The sequence below is a fragment of the Pseudomonas sp. sp1636 genome (assembly GCF_030376615.1).
In the GTDB taxonomy this organism is placed as follows: domain Bacteria; phylum Pseudomonadota; class Gammaproteobacteria; order Pseudomonadales; family Pseudomonadaceae; genus Aquipseudomonas.
Map to the genome: position 1 here is coordinate 43,697 of NZ_JARRAB010000008.1, position 18,463 is coordinate 62,159.

Consider the following 18,463-nt stretch of genomic DNA (forward strand, 5'->3'; position numbering starts at 1 on the left):
CTCCGGATCGGCTCCAGGCGCTTCGGGTATTCAGCCACGGGCCGACAGCGGCACCGCTCTCACCTGGTCGCCGACCGACAACTGCAAGCGCTTGGCGGTCAACGGATCGACCACCAGGGTGCCGGCGGCCAGACGCGCCGCGCCCACGGCAATACGGCAGTCTTCGCGCTTGCGGTTGTGAATCAGGAACACCGTGGCGTCATCGCCCGGCGTACCTATGGCCAACACCAGTGCCTGGCTGTCGCGTACGGCACGGATTTTCGCGGTTTCCGCTTCGATGGCCGGACCGGCGTCGAAGATGTCGACATAACCCTGATAGCTGAAGCCTTCGCCCTTGAGCATGGCCAGCGCCGGCTCGGTATTCGGGTGCACGCGACCGATGATGTTGCGCGCGTCTTCGGAGAGAAAGCAGGTGTAGAGCGGGAACTTGGGCATCAACTCGGCGATGAAAGCCTTGTTGCCGACCCCGGTCAGGTAGTCCGCCTGGCTGAACTCCATCTTGAAGAAGTGCCGACCCAGGCTTTCCCAGAACGGCGAACGGCCGTGTTCGTCGGACATGCCGCGCATCTCGGCGATCACCTTGTCGCCGAACAACTCGCCGAACTCGGCGATAAACAGGAAGCGTGCCTTGGACAACAGACGGCCATTGAGCCCCGTGCGGTGATCGGCACGCAGGAACAGCGAACAGAGTTCGGAGTTGCCGGTCAGGTCGTTGGCCAGGAACAGGGTGGGGATTTCCCGGTGAATGTTCAGCTCCTGGGAGGCACTCACGGTCAGGCCGACGCGATAGTTGTACCAGGGCTCGCGTTTGCCGACGGCGCCGGCAATCGCCGAAATGCCGACCACCTTGCCGTCGTCGTCCTCGAGCACGAACAGGTAATCCGCGTCGGCCCGCTCGGCCTCACCGCGGAAGGCTTTTTCTGCCCAGCCGACCCGGTGCGCCAGGCGCGCCTCGTTGGCCGGCAGGGTGGTCAGGCCGGCGCCGGTGCTGCGCGCCAGGTCTAACAAGGCCGGAAGATCGGCACTGCGTACGGGACGAACGATCATGCACTAACTCCTTAAACCGCAACCAGACGCACGCTGGCGCCCTCGCCGACGCCGAGGGCTTCGGCAGTTTCAAGACTGAGGGTAACCGGCTTACCCGGCACCCAATCCAGATCCGCAACTACCGCGCGAAAATCCTGCAGCAGACCGTTGCTCACCAGATACGGGCGACCGCCCTTGCCCGGTTCGCCGAGCTTGACCGGCACCACACGGCTCTGGGCGATGGTGCGGATGCCCGAGGTGCGCGCATGCAGGGTCGGCCCGCCGTCGAAGATGTCGATGTAGTGATCGGTCTCGAAGCCCTCGCGCATCAGGATGTCGAAGGTCACCTGGGCCCGCGGGTGCACCTGGCCCATGGCCTCCTGCGCCGCATCGGGCAGCAGCGGCACATAGATCGGGTAGTGCGGCATCAGTTCGGCGAGGAAGGTGCGGCTCTTCAGCCCACACAGGCGCTCGGCCTCGGTGTAGTTCATGTCGAAGAAGTTGCGCCCCACCGCATCCCAGAACGGCGAGTCGCCGGCCTCGTCGCTGTGACCGACGATCTCCACCACCACCGAATCGGCGAAACGCTCCGGATGATTGGCGACGAACAGCAGCCGCCCCCGGGAATTCAGCTCCGAGCAGACGCTGCCGACCAGCGGCCGCTCGACGTAGAAACTGGTCAACAGGCTGTTGCCGGTGAGGTCGTGGCACAACGAGAGCACATGGATCTTGTTGTGGATCTTCAGCTCGCGGGAGTTGTGCACGAAAGTTTCGTTACGAAAGCTGTAGAACGGCTCGGAATAACCGGCCGAGGCGACGACCCCGGAACAACCGATCAGGCGCCCGCTCTCGCTGTCTTCGAGGACGAAGAAGTAGCTCTCCTCGCCGTTGAAACTGACTTCGGCGGCGAAGGACGCCTCGGAGGTGGCGATCTTGTCGCGCAGGCGATCGGTATCGTCCGGCAGCGAAGTCACACCTACCGGGCTGTCCGCGGCGAGACGCTGCACTTCACTCAGGTCGGCCATTTGCGCGGGGCGCATCACCAGCATGGTGTCACTCCTTCTCAAGAAAAGCTCCAAGCCGCTCAACGCGAGCCGCCCGGAGAAAACCGTAACCCGAAGGCCACAGCACACACGGAGACAGTCATCCCTGCAATTAGCCCGGCTTATCCATAAGCCAAGCAAGCGCAGCCCGTGGCGAGCGCAAGCGGATCGCCGCCGGGCTGTCGACTCAGGCCTGGGTCAGCTTGGCCACAGCGCGTTCGAAACGTGCCAGGCCTTCATCGATGTCGGCATCTTCCACCACCAGGCTCGGCGCAAAACGCACCACGTCCGGGCCGGCTTGCAGCACCATCACGCCTTGCGCGGCGGCGGCGTCGAGAATCGTCTTGGCCTTGCCTTTCCAGGCATCGCTGAGCACCGCACCGACCAGCAGACCGAGGCCGCGAACCTGGCTGAACACGCCGTACTGTTCGCCGATCTGCTGCAAGCGGGCGTCGAAACGCTGCCGCTTGGCTTTCACCCCAGCCAGCACTGCCGGGGTATTGACCACATCGATCACCGCCTCGGCCACCGCGCACGCCAGCGGATTGCCGCCGTAGGTGGTGCCGTGGGTGCCGACGACCAGGTGCTTGGCCAGGTCATTGGTGGTGAGCATGGCGCCGATCGGGAATCCGCCACCCAGGCTCTTGGCGCTGGAGAGGATGTCCGGGGTCACGCCGTAATGCTGGTAGGCGAACAGCGAACCGCTGCGGCCCATGCCGGTCTGCACTTCGTCGAAGATCAGCAAGGCGTCGTGCTGGTCGCACAACTCACGAGCCGCCTGCAGATAGGCCAGGTCGGCCGGCAATACGCCGCCCTCACCCTGAATCGGCTCCAGCACCACGGCGCAGGTCTTGCCGGAGACCGCGGCTTTCAGCGCCTCGATATCGTTGTACGGCACATGGCTGATGCCCTGGATCTTCGGCCCGAAGCCATCGGAATACTTGGCTTGGCCGCCGACACTGACGGTAAACAGGGTGCGGCCGTGGAAACTGTTGGTCGCCGCGATGATTTCGTACTTCTCTTCGCCGAACTTGTCGAAGGCCACCCGCCGGGCCAGCTTGAAGGCGGCCTCGTTGGCTTCGGCGCCGGAATTGCAAAAGAACGCCCGCTCGGCGAAGGTGGCGTCGACCAGCTTGTGCGCCAGGCGCAGGGCCGGCTCGTTGGTGAACACGTTGGAAATGTGCCACAGCGCATTGGCCTGCTCGGTCAACGCCGCCACCAGGGCCGGATGGCAATGGCCCAGGGCATTCACGGCGATGCCGCCGGTGAAGTCGATCAGCTCGCGACCACTTTGATCCCATACTCGAGAACCCGCGCCGCGCACCGGAATAAAGCCAGCCGGGGCATAGTTGGGAACCATCACTTGGTCGAAATCGGCGCGTTGCACCGGATCGTGCTGAACGGACATCGGAACTCTCCTGACGAGTAACACCTGCATGGGATGGCAGGCGATGGGAAGGATTGTAGGGATTGATTCGAGGCTGGCATTGCCGCCATGCGACAACTTCTTATAGCGCCAACCCGAGGAAAACCGCAGCTTTCGCAAATGCGACAGAAAGCGTCGGGAAGGCGCAGTTTAAACGCTGTTCGCCACCGAGTGGCACCGCCCATGCAATTTACCCGGCAGCTGACCGAACGGTTTTCGCAGGCCGTTGCAAACCTGCCGCGCGCGGCCAGGCAGCGCCGCAACGCAGCAACAGCCGCCGGGTATCCCGAACTCTAGGCCGTGATCGACTGGCTCTGCGCCAGCGGCGGGCGGGCGAGCCCCAGGAACTCGCTCAAGTCGGCTTTCCGCGCCATCGCATCCTGATAACCCAGCTCGATCAGCTCGTTGCAATAGCCGGCCTCGAACAGCAAATAGCTGAGCACGCCCGCACCGCCAGCCTTGGTCGCCCCCGGCCCACGCAGGAACAGACGCAGCACCGCCGACAGCTCGTGGCGATGGCGTGCGGCAATCGCATCCAGCGGCTGGCTCGGCGAAACCACCAACACCTCCACCGGACTCAGCCCCAGGCCGCGCGGGCGCTGCTCCGGCGGGATCAGCTCGCTCATCCGATTGAGCCGCTCGAGCAGCTCGATGTCGCCTTCCAGGTTGTCGATAAAGGTGCTGTTGAGCATGTGCCCGCCGATTTGCGCCAGGCTCGGCGGCTTAACCACCTGGGTTCTGGGAGCGCCAGCGTTGGCCGGCGCACCCGGTGGATTGTCACTGACGCCGACCACCAGCACCCGGGTCGCACCCAGGTGCAACGCCGGACTGATAGGCGCGGACTGGCGCACCGCGCCGTCGCCGAAATATTCGCGATTGATCTTCACCGGCGGGAACAGCAATGGAATAGAAGAGCTGGCCAGTAGATGGTCGACGGACAAGCGGGTTGGCACGCCGACCCGGCGATGGCGCATCCAGGGGTCGATGGTGGCGCGCCCCTGATAGAAGGTCACGGCATGCCCGGACTCGTAGCCGAACGCCGTCACCGCCACCGCGCGCAGCTGACGCTGGCGAACCGAAGCGGCGATCCCGGAAAAATCCAGCTCGCGCTGGAGCAATTCGCGCAACGGCGAACTGTCGAGCAACGCCACCGGCACCTGCCCGCCCAACCCCAGCAAGCTGTGACCGATAAAGCGACTGGCCTGGCGCACCACCCCCCGCCAATCGCTGCGATACACCTGATGCGTATGAAAACCCTGCCAGACGCTGGTCAGGCGGCGAACCGCCTCGCCAAAATGCAACGCCCCGCACGCCAGGCCGACCGCGTTGATCGCCCCCGCCGAGGTGCCGACGATCACCGGAAATGGATTCTGCGTGGCATCCGGCAACAAATCGGCAATCGCCGCCAGCACCCCGACCTGATAGGCCGCCCGCGCGCCGCCACCCGAAAGAATCAAGCCGGTGACCGGCTGGCAGGAGGGAGTGTCTGGCGTCATAGGCGGGTTCCGAATTCTTTAACTGGCAACCTGGAGACGGCCAGGCATGAAAGACACGCAGGGGGCGCCGCCCCATCCACGCCGAGCCGATGCTAACGCAGCGTCTACCTGCGGCGCTTGCGATAAAGCTTCGCCTCGCCCGGCGGGCGCGTCTTGAAGCGCCGGTGTGCCCACAGGTACTGCTCCGGTTGCTGGCGAATCGCCGCCTCGATCCACTGATTGATGCGCAAACAGTCGGCCTCCTCGCTTTCCCCGGGGAAATCCGCCAACGGCGGGTGCACCACCACCTTATAACCGGAGCCGTCGGCCAGCCGGGTCTGGGTGAAGGGGATCACCCGCGCCCGGCCCAGGCGGGCAAACTTGCTGGTCGCCGTCACCGTCGCGGCCGGCACGCCGAACAGCGGCACGAAAATACTGCGCTGGGCGCCATAATCCTGATCCGGCGCGTACCAGATCACCTTGCCGGCGCGCAGCAGTTTGAGCATGCCGCGCACATCGTCGCGCTCGATCACCCCCTGCAGGCGCTGCTCGCGGCCACGGCGCTGGATATAATCGAACAGCGGATTCTTGTGCGGGCGGTACATGCCGTACATGTCCTGCTGCATGCCCAACAGACCGCCGCCCATCTCCAGGGTGGTGAAGTGCAGGGCCATCAGCAGCACGCCCTGGCCCTCGGCTTCGGCCGCGCGCAGGTGTTCGAGCCCCTCGATCTGCCCCAGTTTGCCCAGCCGCGCCGCCGGCCACCACCAACTGATCGCCATTTCGAAGAAGGTCATGCCGGTCGAGGCGAAGTTTTCCCGCAACAAGCTGGCGCGCTCGCGAGCCGACAACTCGGGAAAACACAGCTCCAGGTTGCGCGCGGCAATCGCCCGGCGCGAACCGGCCAGGCGATACATCAACCCACCGAGCCGGCGCCCCAGCCACATCAACCACGAATAAGGCCAGAGCGCGAGCAGCCACAACAGGCCAAGCCCCAGCCATAACGGCCAGAAACGCGGGTGCAGGAAATAGGCACGAAAGACTGGACGATCCATCAACGATCCCGAGCAAAGCATAAAGCCCGACATTCTAGCACCGGCGTTTTGCCAGACGTTACGCAAAGACTCGGCCCGGCTTGCAGCCCAGCGGGGTTATCGCTATAAGTCCGGGCTACTTTCGTCACGACCGACAAGGCGTATCAGGCAGACCATGAGCCAAGCCGATCTACTCGAGCAAGACCCCGTATTCCAGCTCAAGGGCAGCATGCTGGCCATCACCGTGATGGAACTGGCACACAACGACCTCGACCGTCTCGATCAGCAACTGGCGGGCAAAGTCGCCCAGGCCCCGAACTTCTTCAGCAATACCCCGCTGGTACTGGCCCTGGACAAGCTGCCGGAAGGCGAAGGCAGCCTCGACCTGGGCGCCCTGATGGCCCTGTGCCGCAACCATGGCCTGCGCACCCTGGCCGTGCGCGCCAACCGCGAAGATGACATCGCCGCCGCCAGCGCCTTGGACTTGCCGGTGCTGCCGCCCTCCGGCGCCCGCGAGCGCCCGGTCGATCCGACCGGCGGTAGCAGTACCGCGAAAAAGCCGGAAAAGCCCGCAGAACCCGAGGTCAAGCCGAGCAAGATCATCACCAGCCCGGTGCGCGGCGGCCAGCAGGTCTATGCTCAGGGCGGCGACCTGATCGTCCTGGCAGCGGTCAGCGCCGGCGCGGAACTTCTCGCCGACGGCAACATCCATGTTTACGCGCCCATGCGCGGTCGCGCCCTGGCCGGCATCAAGGGCAACACCAAGGCACGCATCTTTTGCCAGCAGATGGGCGCGGAATTGCTGTCCGTCGCCGGCCAATACAAGGTCGCCGAAGACCTGCGCCGCGACCCGTTATGGGGCGAGGCGGTACAGGTCAGCTTGTCGGGTGACGTGTTGAACATCACCCGCCTTTAACGGATACTGCCGCCAATTTTCAGGGACATAAAAAGGCATCTGGAAGCCGCGCACGGCTGTCGGATTCCCGTCTTTCTTCACACTTTTGGGGTGAATCACCTTGGCCAAGATCCTCGTAGTCACTTCCGGCAAGGGTGGCGTGGGTAAAACCACCACCAGCGCCGCCATCGGTACCGGCCTCGCCCTGCGCGGGCACAAAACGGTCATTGTCGACTTCGACGTCGGCCTGCGTAACCTCGACCTGATCATGGGCTGCGAGCGGCGTGTGGTGTATGACTTCGTCAACGTGGTCAACGGCGAAGCCACCCTGAGCCAGGCACTGATCAAAGACAAGCGTCTGGAAAACCTCTACGTGCTGGCCGCCAGCCAGACTCGCGACAAAGACGCGCTGACCGAAGAAGGCGTGGAAAAAGTCCTCAACGAACTGCGCGAAAACTTCGAATACGTGGTCTGCGATTCGCCGGCCGGGATCGAAAAAGGCGCCCACCTGGCGATGTACTTCGCCGATGAGGCGATTGTCGTGACCAATCCGGAAGTTTCCTCGGTGCGCGACTCCGACCGCATGCTCGGCCTGCTGGCGAGCAAATCGCGCCGCGCCGTGAACGGCGAAGAGCCGATCAAGGAACACCTGCTGCTGACCCGCTACAACCCCGAGCGCGTGACCCGCGGCGAAATGCTCGGCGTGGAAGACGTCGAGGAAATCCTCGCCATCCGCCTGCTCGGCGTGATCCCGGAATCGCAAGCCGTGCTGAAAGCCTCCAACCAGGGCGTACCGGTCATCCTCGATGACCAAAGCGACGCTGGCCAGGCCTACAGCGATGCCGTCGACCGCCTGCTCGGCAAGGAAGTTGCCCACCGCTTTCTCGATGTGCAGAAGAAAGGACTCATGCAACGCTTGTTTGGAGCTCGCTAATGAATATTTTTGACTTCTTTCGTGAACGCAAAAAAGAAACCACTGCGTCCATTGCGAAAGAGCGTCTGCAGATCATCGTCGCCCACGAGCGCGGCCAGCGCAGCCAGCCGGACTACCTGCCGGCCCTGCAAAAAGAACTGGTCGAGGTGATTCGCAAGTACGTCAACATCGAATCGGATAACGTGCAGGTCGCCCTGGAAAACCAGGGCAGCTGTTCGATCCTGGAACTCAACATCACCCTGCCAGATCGTTGATTGGCTGAGAGCCAGAGACGGCGGCCATGGCCGCCGTTTCTATTTGTGGAAGAGCCATGCCGCTGTCGAACATCGAAATTCTCCACCAGGACGCCGCCCTGCTGGTGATCAACAAGCCCACCCTGCTGCTCTCGGTGCCCGGCCGCGCCGATGACAACAAGGATTGCCTGGTCACCCGCCTGCAAAACAACGGTTACCCGGAGGCGCGCATCGTCCACCGCCTGGATTGGGAAACCTCGGGGATCATCGTCCTCGCCCGTGACGTCGACAGCCACCGCGAGCTGTCGCGGCAGTTCCACGACCGCGAGACGGAAAAGGCCTACACCGCCCTGTGCTGGGGCCAGCCCGAACAGGACAGCGGCAGCATCGACCTGCCGCTGCGCTACGACCCGCCGAGCAAGCCGCGGCATGTGGTCGACCATGAACTGGGCAAACACGCCCTGACCCACTGGCGCGTGCTCGAGCGTTGCGGCGACTATTGCCGGGTCGAATTGACCCCGATCACCGGCCGCTCGCACCAGCTGCGCGTGCACATGCTGTCGATCGGCCACCCGCTGCTCGGCGACGCCCTCTACGCCCCGCCCCAAGCCCTGGCCGCCTACCCGCGCCTGTGCCTGCACGCCTGCATGCTCGGCCTGACCCACCCGCACAGCGGCGAACGCCTGCGCTTCGACTGCCCCGCGCCGTTCTAACGACCAGTGCCAAACAATAGGCAATTTACCCGTCAGCTGTTGCAACTCGCTGCATAGCAACATGGGATCTACGCGAGAGCCTCCGGGGCGCATACCCGGGCGGGCGCGGGAACGATCGCCAGGCCGCCCCCTAACGCGCAGGAGCGGTGCGGAGCTTATTACCTGCCGGCATACTTCATTCGATAACGTTCTTAAACAAGCTCTTGAAGCCGCAGCGGATCGCCAACATATAACCGTTAGCGGGGCTTGAGGCCCGGCCTTGAGCACCGCAAACAAGTCCCTGGTCAATACTCCACAGGAGGTTTGCGATGTACGAGTCCCTGCTTAACTTCCCCGGCGGACTGCTCGCCGAGTTCGAACGGCTGCAGCAGGAGTTGCAGCAAGAGTTTGCCAACCCGGGACGGCCGGGCAGCATCCGCGCGCTGGCCAGCGGCGCCTTCCCGGCGCTCAATGTCGGCAGCAGCCCTTCGGCAATCGAGATCTATGCTTTCGCACCGGGTCTCGACGCGAGCACACTGGATGTCCAGATCGACCACGGCCTGCTGTCGATCAGTGGCGAGCGCGAGAGCGCCCTTCCGCAAGACAGCGGCACCCTCTCGACCTATGCCAACGAACGTTTCGCCGGCCGCTTCAAGCGCACCGTGAGCCTGCCCGCCGATGCCGACCCGGACAAGATCCAGGCGCAGTACCGCAACGGCGTGCTGCATATCGCGGTGGCGCGTCAGGCATCGGCACAACCGAAACGCATCAGTATCCAGTGACCTCTCCGCTACACCCGTGCCACGAATCTGTCTCGATGGAGGAAACCGCGATGAACGAGAAACAAGTAGTCCGCCGCAGCGAATCCAAGGAAGAGCTGCAAACGCTGTTGCCCCAAGTGGATGTCTTCGAGGACAAGGACGGCATCCTGCTGCTCGTCGACATGCCCGGCGTGCCCAAGGACAAACTCGAGCTGCGGATCGACAACGACACCCTGCTGATCGAAGGCGACATAGCCCCGGACACCCCGGAAAACATGGAAGCGGTGTATGCCGAGGTGCGCCTGTCGCGCTATCGCCGGGCCTTCAGCCTGAGCAGCGATCTGGACACCGCGCGGATCGACGCGCAGCTGCGCGATGGCGTGCTCAACCTGCGCATTCCCAAGCACGCCTATGCGCAACCGCGCAAGATCGAGGTCAAAACCGCCTGATCCGCCTGAGCGGCCGCCCCCGTGGCAGCGTGCGGTCGCTCGCAACCAGGAGATCAACCCATGGAAAAGCTCACCGAACTGAAACACAGCCTGGAGGAAACCTGGCACTCGCTCAGCGATGACTGGCGCCACCTGCGCGAGCGTGCCGGCAGCGCCCTGACCCGCTTCACCCCGCAGGGCAGGAACCACAAGGCAGCGGCAACAACCCCGACCTCCGCCGAGCTCCCCTCGGCAAACTGGGCCTTGCTGGCCGGCGACCTGTTCGAGGACAACGACAAGTTCGTGGTACGCCTCGAAGTGCCCGGCCTGGACAAGCAGAACCTGGATATACAGGTGCGCAGCGACATGCTGATCGTGCGCGGCGAGAAACGCTATGAGCAGGAGTCCAGCAGCGGCCAGTATCGCATCCGCCAATGCGCCTTCGGCAGCTTCCACCGCAGCATTCCGCTGCCGACGCCGGTACTGGCCGAGCAAGCCTCGGCCAGCTACCGCAACGGCGTACTGCGCATCGAACTGCCCAAGACGGAGCAGGCCAGCGGCCGGCGCATCGAAGTCCGCGGCGAGTAGTACGCCAAGCTCAGGCTCTAGCAGGCCGTTGGGAAATGTAGCGAGCGAAGGCTAGGCAAGGCGAAATCAGCCGCAGCGAAGCGGAGTAACAGCCGAAGGCTGGCCCACAGGGCGAGCGTAGCGAGTAAAAAGCGCAGTGGACGAGCCGTACACGAGCATTTGATTCGCTCCGCCCACCCCTTCGGGGTCGCGCCGAAGCGCGTTCAACGCTTCGCTTTTGTAAGGCTGGCTTCAACGCCGCATAGCCGAGCGCAGTAGTGTTTCAACGGCCTGCTAGTCGGCGCCCTGCTGGCGCGGCCATACCAGGCTGAACTTTGCCCCACCCAGGGCTTCGCTGTGGCTGATCTGCGCCCGACCGCCGTGCCAGTAGATGATCCGGCGCACGATCGACAAGCCCAAACCATGCCCGCCGGAGGCGCGGGTACGGCTGTCGTCCAGGCGCAGGAAGGGGTTGAAGATGCGTTCCCAGGCGTCTTCCGGCACCCCGGGGCCGTCGTCCTCGACATCCACGCGGCAACGCTGCTGGCCGATCTGGTAACTCACCCGCACCCGCGCCTCGGCGTGGCGCATGGCGTTGCTCACCAGGTTCTGCAGGGCGCGGTGCAGGTAGCGCAATTCCGCCTCGACCAGCGCACCGCTGCCATCCAGGGCATCCAGCGCCGGGCCGCGCTCGACCCGCACACCGGCGCGCAGGGGCGCCAGTTCGTCGATCACCTGGTCGATCAGTCCGCCGAGGTCGACCTGCTGAAAGTTCAGCGCCGGCGCGCCCTGCTCCAGGCGCGCGTAGGTCAGCATCTCGTCGACCAGCTTGTCGAGATCCTGAATATCGCTGTCCATGCCGTCCATGTATTTGCGCCGTGCCGTTTCGTTCTCGGCATCGCCGATCATCTCCAGGCCGAAGCGCAGGCGCGCCACCGGCGTGCGCAGCTCGTGGGACACCGCCTGCACCATCTCGCGCTGAATGCTCAGGGAGCGCTGCAGGTGTTCGGCCATGGCATTGAACGCCGCCGCCAGCCGTCCCACCGAATCGCTGCCGCGACTCGGCACCCGTGCATCCAGGCGGCCGCTGGCGATGCGCGTGGCGGCGCCCTCCAGCCCCCCCAGGCGCTGCTCCAGCGGACGCACCAGCAGATAGACCGTCAAGCCGATCAGGCTCAAGCCCAACACCCCGATCAGCACCAGCAACTGCGGCGGATAGGGGCTCATCTGATACAGCGGGCCGATTTCCAGCACCCAGGACGAACCGGAGATGCCGGAGAACACATGAATGCTGTCGCCGCCCTTACCCAGCGCCATCACAGTATCGCCCTCATCCACCCGACGGCGCTGATCGGTATCCAGATTGGCCTGGTCGAGACTGATCAGGCGCAGGTCGAAGCCAAACTGCTTGGCCTCTTTAAGCTCGGCCAGACGCTGCGGCTGCTCGGCCAGCGGAAAGCGGATCAGCTCGTCGATCAGCAGAAAAACCGTCGCCCGCGCCAGCTGTTCGCTGATCTGCTGCACCTCGCCGGTCAGCAACAGCTGCTTCTCGTTGACCTGGCTATAGATGGTCGCCGCATGCGGACCGGTTTGCCGCACCAGCACCTGACCGCGCAGCAGGCGGTTGCGCGCCCCGCTGTCGAGATTGGCCTCGGCCACCGGCTGGATCGTCAGCGGGATACCCAGCAGCCGCCCCCACAGCACCACGGCGCGACGCCGTTCGAGTTCGCTCATCGGCGCCAGATTGTCGGCCATCAGGCGGAAGGTGCCGCGCGCCAGACGCTCGCGGTATTGCTCCGCGCGCACCTCGTTGACCAGGTGCAGGGTGCCGACGCCCAGCAGCGCCACCAGCACCAGTACCGCCAGCATGCCGGCATAAATGCGCAAAAAGATCGAATTCATATTAACGCCTGTTGAGGCTTCATCGCGGCCACGGCTTAAACCTCAACAGACCCTAGCGCTTCGGCAGCCTCGGCGACGAATAGATAGCCTTTGCTGCGCACCGTCTTGATCAGCCGCGGATGCATGGGATCGTCGCCGATCTTCGGCCGGATGCGCGAGATGCGCACGTCGATGGAACGATCCTGGCCGTCGTATTCGATCCCGCGCAGGGCATTGAAAATCTCCTCGCGCGAGAGAATCCGCCCGGCGTTGGCCGTCAGCAGCCAGAGCAGATCGAACTCGGCGCTGGTCAGCTCGATGCCCTGCTCGCCCAGCCAGGCCTCGCGCATCGCACTGTCGATCACCAGCGGCCCGAACTCCAGGCGCCGCGGCTCTTCGCCGGCAGCCGCCGCGACGCCCTCGCGCCGGCGCAGCAGCGCACGAATCCGCGCCAGCAGCACGCGCGGGCGCACCGGCTTGCACACATAATCGTCGGCGCCCATTTCCAGACCGAGCACCTGATCCATGTCGTCGGTGCGCGCCGTCAGCATCAGGATAGGCCCGTCGTACTGGTCGCGCACCTTGCGACAGATCGACAGGCCATCCTCGCCCGGCAGCATCAGATCGAGAATCACCAAATCCGGCTGCTCTTGCAGAATGCGCGCGGCCGCCTGCGCGCCGTCACCCTCGATGCTCACCGCCAGACCATTGCCTTGCAGGTAATCACGGGTCAACTCGGCCAGACGCTGGTCGTCTTCGACGATAAGGATGTGCCAGGTGTCTTGCTGCTGCACGGCTGCCTCCGGGGACAGGTCAACGACGGCGGAAAAGACGCTGATTGTAGCAATGCCGACCGCCATGGCGCAGGTCTGCCGCAACATCGTGAAAAACGCCACGCCGGCACTGCACAGAGCAGGCCAAAACACCACAAAAAAAACTACATATTGTGTTTTTGTGGCGGGCTTAAAAACTTGTCCATGGACAAGAAAAAAAACCTAAACAACGACGAACGGCACAAGGCCGCCCACCCCAGCAAGCACGCGGGTTTGACCAAGTTACCCCAAGTTAACCCACAGCTTTATCCACAGGCCAGAGGACTTGCCATCCCCCAAACACCGCACTATCTTGTATCTCAACGGCAATAAACACCTACATGTTGGGTTTTGACCTTAAATACGGAACAAGCACAACTGCCCTCGAAAGGTCTATACCCAGACCCGAATCTGCTGCACAAAACAACCTTGATGGTGCTTCTGGACAACCAGGGCGGCCATTGCTCCGGCAGCGCGACTCGCCTGCGAGAGCCAGGATAACGGCAGGTGGCCTTTGCGCGCCTACCACTACATCTAGTAGTGACGGCCATCGCCGGCACAACCCATAAAGCCAGGAAGGCGCTTTCAGCCAGACCCTTCCAGCCAGTTTGCAGAACCCCTGCCCCCAGCGCTTCGCTGCGTGCAGACGTTGTCGAAATGGCAATGAACGGCAGTAGATCCACCGCAAAGCGCCCGACTCAACACATTACCGATCACGGAGACATTCATGCATACCGACACCACTCGCGAGAACTCGCCGGCCCAAGCGCCGCAGGCCGCCGTTGGCAACCTGGAGCTGGCCGCCACCGCGCCAGGCCAGTTGCGTGTGATCAAGCGTAACGGCACCGTGGTGCCCTACACCGATGACAAGATCACCGTCGCCATCACCAAGGCCTTTCTCGCCGTAGAAGGCGGCAGCGCTGCCGCCTCGTCGCGTATCCATGAAACCGTCGCGCGCCTGACCGAACAGGTCAGCGCCACCTTCAAGCGGCGCATGCCGTCCGGCGGCACCATCCACATCGAGGAAATCCAGGATCAGGTCGAACTGGCCCTGATGCGCGCCGGCGAGCAGAAAGTCGCCCGCGACTACGTGATCTACCGCGAATCGCGCAGCCAGGAGCGCAAGCGTGGCGCCGCCAGCGACATCGCCCAGCCGCACCCGAGCCTGCGCGTGACCCACGCCGATGGCAGCCTGGCGCCGCTGGACATGGGCCGCCTCAACACCATCGTCAGCGAAGCCTGCGAAGGCCTGGCCGAAGTCGACGGCGCGCTGATCCAGAAAGAAACCCTGAAAAACCTCTACGACGGCGTGGCCCAGAGCGACGTCAGCACCGCCCTGGTGATGACCGCACGCACCCTGGTCGAGCGCGAGCCGAACTACAGCTACGTCACCGCGCGCCTGCTGATGGACAACATCCGCGCCGAAGGCCTGGGCTTTCTCGGTGTCGCCAGCAGCGCCACCCACCACGAGATGAGCGACTTCTACGCCAAGGCGCTGCCGGCCTACATCGCCAAAGGCGTCGAGCTGGAACTGCTCAACCCGGTGCTGAACAGCTTCGACCTGGAAAAACTCGGCGCCGCGCTCGATCACGAGCGCGACCAGCAGTTCACCTACCTCGGCCTGCAGACCCTCTACGACCGTTACTTCATCCACAAGGACGGCACCCGTTTCGAACTGCCGCAGATCTTCTTCATGCGCGTGGCCATGGGCCTGGCAATCGAAGAGCAGCACAAAGAAGAGCGCGCCATCGAGTTCTACAACCTGTTGTCCTCGTTCGACTACATGGCCTCGACCCCGACCCTGTTCAACGCCGGCACCCTGCGGCCGCAACTGTCGTCGTGCTACCTGACCACGGTGCCGGACGACCTGGGCGGCATCTACGACGCCATCCGCGACAACGCCCTGCTGTCCAAGTTCGCCGGCGGCCTGGGTAACGACTGGACTCCGGTACGTGCTCTGGGCGCCTACATCAAGGGCACCAACGGCAAATCCCAGGGCGTGGTGCCCTTCCTCAAGGTGGTCAACGACACCGCGGTGGCGGTCAACCAGGGCGGCAAGCGTAAGGGCGCCGTCTGCGCCTACCTGGAAACCTGGCACCTGGACATCGAAGAGTTCATCGAGCTGCGCAAGAACACCGGCGACGACCGCCGCCGCACCCACGACATGAACACCGCCAACTGGATCCCCGATCTGTTCATGAAGCGGGTGTTCGACGACGGCCCCTGGACCCTGTTCAGCCCGAGCGAAGTGCCGGATCTGCACGACCTCACCGGCCGCGCCTTCGAGGAGCGCTACGAGTACTACGAAGCCCTGTGCGAATACGGCAAGATCAAGCTGTTCAAGACCATCCAGGCCAAAGACCTGTGGCGCAAGATGCTCAGCATGCTGTTCGAAACCGGCCACCCCTGGCTGACCTTCAAAGACCCATGCAACCTGCGCAGCCCGCAGCAGCACGTCGGCGTGGTACACAGCTCCAACCTGTGCACCGAGATCACCCTCAACACCAACGCCGACGAGATCGCCGTGTGCAACCTGGGCTCGGTCAACCTGCCGAACCACATCGTCGACGGCCAGCTCGACCGCGAGAAACTGGCGAAGACCATCAAGACCGCCGTGCGCATGCTCGATAACGTCATCGACATCAACTACTACAGCGTGCCGCAGGCGAAGAACTCCAACGTCAAGCACCGCCCGGTGGGTCTGGGCATCATGGGCTTCCAGGACGCCCTGTACCTGCAGCACATCGCCTACGGCTCCGATGCGGCAGTCGACTTCGCCGACAAATCCATGGAAGCGGTCAGCTACTACGCCATCCAGGCCTCCTGCGACCTGGCCGACGAGCGCGGCAGCTACCAGACCTTCGCCGGTTCGCTGTGGAGCCAGGGCGTGCTGCCGCTGGACTCGCAACAGATCCTCATCGAGCAGCGCGGCCAGAAGTACATCGACGTCGACCTGACCGAGTCGCTGGACTGGGCGCCGCTGCGTGCCCGCGTGCAGAAAGGCATCCGCAACTCCAACATCATGGCCATCGCGCCGACCGCGACCATCGCCAACATCACCGGCGTGTCGCAGTCGATCGAACCGACCTACCAGAACCTCTACGTGAAATCCAACCTGTCCGGCGAATTCACCGTGATCAACCCCTACCTGGTGCGCGACCTCAAGGCCCGCGGCCTGTGGGACTCGGTGATGATCAACGACCTCAAGTACTACGACGGCTCGGTGCAGCAGATCGAACGCATCCCGCAGGAGCTCAAAGACCTCTACGCCACCGCCTTCGAAGTGGAAACTAAGTGGATCGTCGACGCCGCCAGTCGCCGCCAGAAGTGGATCGACCAGGCCCAGTCGCTGAACCTGTACATCGCCGGCGCCAGCGGCAAGAAGCTCGACGTGACCTACCGCATGGCCTGGTACCGCGGCCTGAAAACCACCTACTACCTCCGCGCCCTGGCCGCCACCAGCACTGAGAAATCCACCGTCAACACCGGCAAGCTGAATGCCGTGTCCAGCGGCGGCAACGACGGCCTCAGTGCCGCACCGGCAGCCGCGCCAGTGGCAATGTCGGCAGGCCCGGCACCGGTGCCCAAGGCCTGTGCCATCGACGAACCCGACTGCGAGGCGTGTCAGTAAGCGTGCGGATCTGAGCGGCATTCGCGTCGTTGCCGCTCGAATTGAGGGAGTTGATCGTCCCCACGCTCCGCGTGGGCACGCCGCCCCGGACGCTCCGCGTCTGCGGCCAGGCATAACAGCTCACAGGATGGTTCGACCCCGCAGGTCGCCCCATCAACCGACAAGAACACCGGGTGACGAACCTTTGTTGCGCACCCGACAACAGACCAAAGTTAACTGTACAGCCACATAAGCCGGTTATTTCACCGGCCCCGAGCAGGAGCCAAGCCATGCTGAGCTGGGATGAATTCGACCAGGTAGACGGCGCAGACGCCGCCGTTGCCAGCCACACCACCGCGCAAATCGCCGACATGAACATCGACAAACTCGACCAGGTCGGCGGTGCCGCCGCGGTCGAAGCCCGCGCCATCGCTGCCGACGACAGCGCCGCCGTGGCCCGTGCCAAGGCCGCCCTCGATCAACTCGACATCGCCGAAGGCCTGGCCGAGCTGGAAGGCGCCTCCGCCCGCGTCGCGGTCGACGAGAAGCGCATGATCAACTGCCGCGCCGACCTCAACCAACTCGTACCCTTCAAGTACGACTGGGCCTGGCAGAAGTATCTGGATGGTTGCGCCAACCACTGGATGCCGCAGGAAGTGAACATGAACGCCGACATCGCGTTGTGGAAGAGCAGCGACGGCCTGACCGACGACGAGCGCCGCATCGTCATGCGCAACCTCGGCTTCTTCTCCACCGCCGATTCGCTGGTCGCCAACAACCTGGTACTGGCCGTCTACCGCCTGATCACCAACCCCGAGTGCCGCCAGTACATCCTGCGCCAGGCCTTCGAAGAGGCGATCCACACCCACGCCTACCAGTACTGCATCGAATCGCTGGGCATGGACGAAGGCGCGATCTTCAACATGTACCACGAGATCCCTTCGGTGGCGAAAAAGGCCGCCTGGGGCCTCAAGTACACCCGCTCGATCTCCGACCCGACCTTCAACACCGGCACGGTGGAGACCGACAAGGAACTGCTGCGCAACCTGATCGCCTACTACTGCGTGCTGGAGGGCATCTTCTTCTATTGCGGCTTCACCCAGATCCTCTCCATGGGCCGCCGTAACAAGATGACCGGCGTCGCCGAGCAGTTCCAATACATCCTGCGCGACGAATCCATGCACCTGAACTTCGGCATCGACGTGATCAACCAGATCAAGATCGAAAACCCGCACCTGTGGGACGCCGCGATGAAGGACGAAGCGACCCAGATGATCCTCGAGGGCACCCAGCTGGAAATCGAATACGCCCGCGACACCATGCCGCGCGGCGTCCTGGGTATGAACGCGGCGATGATGGAGGACTACCTCAAATTCATCGCCAACCGTCGGTTGACTCAGATTGGCTTGAAAGAGGAATATCCGGGCACGACGAATCCGTTCCCCTGGATGAGCGAGATCATGGACCTGAAGAAGGAGAAGAACTTCTTCGAGACGCGGGTGATTGAGTATCAGACGGGTGGGGCGTTGAGTTGGGATTGATTCCGTTCATTCACTGAAAGATCAAGAGCGCTTTACCTGAAATGGATGTTTGGGGCGGCGATTAAAAATCAAGAGCCCCGCCTAGTGCGGGGCTTTTTAAAAAAT

General features: G+C 63.6%; 17 protein-coding genes. 10 read left to right on the plus strand and 7 right to left on the minus strand.

Annotated elements, in window-relative coordinates:
* Positions 1 to 30: 30 nt before the first annotated feature.
* From astA to P8H27_RS09820, 5 genes are all read right to left on the minus strand, one after another.
* Positions 31 to 1,047 (minus strand): arginine N-succinyltransferase, encoded by a 1,017-nt coding sequence (astA, locus tag P8H27_RS09800; RefSeq protein ID WP_289637109.1) that lies wholly within the window; start codon positions 1,045 to 1,047, stop codon positions 31 to 33.
* A gap of 11 nt (positions 1,048 to 1,058) precedes the next feature.
* The gene (aruF, locus tag P8H27_RS09805) at positions 1,059 to 2,075 is read right to left on the minus strand and encodes an arginine/ornithine succinyltransferase subunit alpha (RefSeq protein ID WP_289637110.1); all 1,017 of its coding nucleotides are present in this window, start codon (positions 2,073 to 2,075) and stop codon (positions 1,059 to 1,061) included.
* 181 nt (positions 2,076 to 2,256) lie between these two features.
* The gene (locus P8H27_RS09810; RefSeq protein WP_289637111.1) at positions 2,257 to 3,477 is read right to left on the minus strand and encodes an aspartate aminotransferase family protein; all 1,221 of its coding nucleotides are present in this window, start codon (positions 3,475 to 3,477) and stop codon (positions 2,257 to 2,259) included.
* Between the two features lie 311 nt (positions 3,478 to 3,788).
* Positions 3,789 to 4,991 (minus strand): patatin-like phospholipase family protein, encoded by a 1,203-nt coding sequence (locus P8H27_RS09815; protein ID WP_289637112.1) that lies wholly within the window; start codon positions 4,989 to 4,991, stop codon positions 3,789 to 3,791.
* A 104-nt stretch (positions 4,992 to 5,095) separates the two neighbouring features.
* Positions 5,096 to 6,025 (minus strand): lipid A biosynthesis lauroyl acyltransferase, encoded by a 930-nt coding sequence (locus P8H27_RS09820; protein WP_289637113.1) that lies wholly within the window; start codon positions 6,023 to 6,025, stop codon positions 5,096 to 5,098.
* 154 nt (positions 6,026 to 6,179) lie between these two features.
* On the opposite strand from P8H27_RS09820, the gene minC reads away from it, so the two are divergent.
* The 7 genes from minC to P8H27_RS09855 all read left to right on the plus strand — a co-directional run bounded on the left by minC (position 6,180) and on the right by P8H27_RS09855 (position 10,535).
* The gene (gene minC / locus P8H27_RS09825) at positions 6,180 to 6,920 is read left to right on the plus strand and encodes a septum site-determining protein MinC (RefSeq protein ID WP_289637115.1); all 741 of its coding nucleotides are present in this window, start codon (positions 6,180 to 6,182) and stop codon (positions 6,918 to 6,920) included.
* 100 nt (positions 6,921 to 7,020) lie between these two features.
* On the plus strand, positions 7,021 to 7,833 hold the full coding sequence (gene minD / locus P8H27_RS09830; protein ID WP_289637117.1) for a septum site-determining protein MinD: 813 nt from the start codon (positions 7,021 to 7,023) through the stop codon (positions 7,831 to 7,833).
* Positions 7,833 to 8,087: a cell division topological specificity factor MinE gene (gene minE, locus P8H27_RS09835; RefSeq protein WP_289637118.1), complete on the plus strand. Its 255-nt coding sequence runs from the start codon at positions 7,833 to 7,835 to the stop codon at positions 8,085 to 8,087. The genes minD and minE overlap by 1 nt, the downstream gene beginning before the upstream one ends.
* A gap of 56 nt (positions 8,088 to 8,143) precedes the next feature.
* Entirely contained in the window at positions 8,144 to 8,779 is a 636-nt protein-coding gene (locus tag P8H27_RS09840) for an RluA family pseudouridine synthase (protein WP_289637119.1), read from the plus strand.
* A 308-nt stretch (positions 8,780 to 9,087) separates the two neighbouring features.
* Positions 9,088 to 9,540, plus strand: coding sequence for an Hsp20/alpha crystallin family protein (locus P8H27_RS09845; RefSeq protein ID WP_289637120.1), 453 nt, complete (start codon positions 9,088 to 9,090; stop codon positions 9,538 to 9,540).
* 50 nt (positions 9,541 to 9,590) lie between these two features.
* Positions 9,591 to 9,968 (plus strand): Hsp20/alpha crystallin family protein, encoded by a 378-nt coding sequence (locus P8H27_RS09850; RefSeq protein ID WP_289637121.1) that lies wholly within the window; start codon positions 9,591 to 9,593, stop codon positions 9,966 to 9,968.
* Positions 9,969 to 10,028: 60 nt separating this feature from the next.
* Positions 10,029 to 10,535, plus strand: coding sequence for an Hsp20/alpha crystallin family protein (locus tag P8H27_RS09855; RefSeq protein WP_289637122.1), 507 nt, complete (start codon positions 10,029 to 10,031; stop codon positions 10,533 to 10,535).
* Positions 10,536 to 10,808: 273 nt separating this feature from the next.
* Here P8H27_RS09855 and P8H27_RS09860 read toward each other — a convergent pair whose 3' ends face one another.
* Both P8H27_RS09860 and P8H27_RS09865 read right to left on the minus strand, forming a co-directional pair.
* Positions 10,809 to 12,416, minus strand: coding sequence for an ATP-binding protein (locus tag P8H27_RS09860; RefSeq protein ID WP_289637124.1), 1,608 nt, complete (start codon positions 12,414 to 12,416; stop codon positions 10,809 to 10,811).
* A gap of 35 nt (positions 12,417 to 12,451) precedes the next feature.
* Positions 12,452 to 13,189 carry a response regulator gene (locus tag P8H27_RS09865; protein WP_289637126.1) on the minus strand — a complete coding sequence of 246 codons (738 nt, stop codon included), beginning with the start codon at positions 13,187 to 13,189 and terminating at the stop codon, positions 12,452 to 12,454.
* On the opposite strand from P8H27_RS09865, the gene P8H27_RS09870 reads away from it, so the two are divergent.
* The 3 genes from P8H27_RS09870 to P8H27_RS09880 all read left to right on the plus strand — a co-directional run bounded on the left by P8H27_RS09870 (position 13,178) and on the right by P8H27_RS09880 (position 18,358).
* A complete protein-coding gene (locus P8H27_RS09870) occupies positions 13,178 to 13,540 on the plus strand; it encodes a hypothetical protein (protein WP_289637128.1) in 363 nt (120 codons plus the stop codon). The genes P8H27_RS09865 and P8H27_RS09870 overlap by 12 nt on opposite strands.
* A gap of 394 nt (positions 13,541 to 13,934) precedes the next feature.
* Positions 13,935 to 16,838, plus strand: a complete 2,904-nt coding sequence (locus P8H27_RS09875) for a ribonucleoside-diphosphate reductase subunit alpha (RefSeq protein ID WP_289637129.1) — start codon at positions 13,935 to 13,937, stop codon at positions 16,836 to 16,838.
* A gap of 269 nt (positions 16,839 to 17,107) precedes the next feature.
* Entirely contained in the window at positions 17,108 to 18,358 is a 1,251-nt protein-coding gene (locus tag P8H27_RS09880) for a ribonucleotide-diphosphate reductase subunit beta (RefSeq protein ID WP_289637130.1), read from the plus strand.
* Positions 18,359 to 18,463: the final 105 nt, after the last annotated feature.